At 46.9% G+C, this 1120-nt stretch carries 3 protein-coding genes; all 3 read right to left on the minus strand.

Features of this window, described 5'->3' with window-relative positions; all coding sequences use genetic code 11:
* Window positions 1-158 precede the first annotated feature (158 nt).
* Window positions 159-332: a hypothetical protein gene (locus BLP80_RS15840; RefSeq protein ID WP_176754403.1), complete on the minus strand. Its 174-nt coding sequence runs from the start codon at window positions 330-332 to the stop codon at window positions 159-161.
* 27 nt (window positions 333-359) lie between these two features.
* The gene (locus BLP80_RS14980; protein ID WP_176754404.1) at window positions 360-857 is read right to left on the minus strand and encodes an IS630 family transposase; all 498 of its coding nucleotides are present in this window, start codon (window positions 855-857) and stop codon (window positions 360-362) included.
* A partial coding sequence (locus BLP80_RS14985) for a transposase (RefSeq protein ID WP_143002343.1) occupies window positions 854-1120 on the minus strand: 267 nt, incomplete at its 5' end. The genes BLP80_RS14980 and BLP80_RS14985, both read right to left, overlap by 4 nt.

The following is a 1120-nucleotide window of genomic DNA, read 5'->3' on the forward strand; positions in this document are numbered from 1 at the left end:
CCAATAGTCGCATCGATGAATTGTTGCCATTGACACCGGAATTCATTAAATCACTAACGCAGAAAGAATAACAGTCGGTAGCACCAGACGCTTACGGTTGGGTGCATACAGCGGCAAAAATACGAATTTTATTTTTGAGTCGTTGAGATAGTCATTGATCAGTTGGGATCGATAATAACGCGCATTGTCACAAGTAATGTGAATACATGCTGCTTTGAATGGTATGCCTCGATTGGCTGAAACAGCTGGATAGTCGATTGCGCATTGATAATGTCATCATGGTGTACGATGGCCTGCAGGCTAGCTGTATTGGTCGCACCATTGATATTCAAGCGCTGCCGACCAGTATTGCTACGAATTTAGCGATCCTGGCCGCGTTTGATCCATCCGTAACCGGCTACCGGATTATGATGGGGATGAGTGGCATCCATGAAATAAATAGGGTCTTCGGGCGCTTTGCTTGCCTTGAGTGCTTCATAGCATTCCACAAAGGCGCGTTGTTTCCCGGAATCAGCCTTACCCGGCACCAGTTTCGGCTTTTTATAGACATAGCCCATTCGGCATAATAATTGGGTTATGCCGCTTTCGCTGTACGAGATACCCCAGGTTTGTTCGACATAATGCGCGATTTCTTTGGCAGTCAAATACAGATTTTCGTGCAGATGTTGATCCAATGCTTGCCTTTGCAGCTCATTCAGAAAAGACTCGCTACCGCCAACCTCAAACTTCTGGAGTGCCGACAACCCTCCCTTGCGATAACGCTTATAGTGATTACGCACGGTTTCCCGATCAATCATGAGCGCTTCAGCCACTTGAGTAACCGACCAACCTTTTCCTAGGGTCTGTTGACATTTCACATAGGTAGCCACAGGTATCCACACGCGATAGCTACCATACTTTCGTAATTTCTCTTGAGTTTGTCGTATCGTGTTGCTATTGCCCGATACTGCTTTAGTCGTGCAAAGGCGTTTTCCACCAAATGCCGGTACCTATACAAGCCCCAATCTATATCTGCGTTACCCTTCAGCGAATTGCGCTTTCTTGGGATCACGGCCCTGGCTCCTTTCTTTATGATCTGCTCACGTATGCACTCACTGTCATAGCCCTTATCCGCCACAAT

The organism is Nitrosomonas sp. Nm132 (assembly GCF_900100485.1).
In the GTDB taxonomy this organism is placed as follows: Bacteria; Pseudomonadota; Gammaproteobacteria; order Burkholderiales; family Nitrosomonadaceae; genus Nitrosomonas.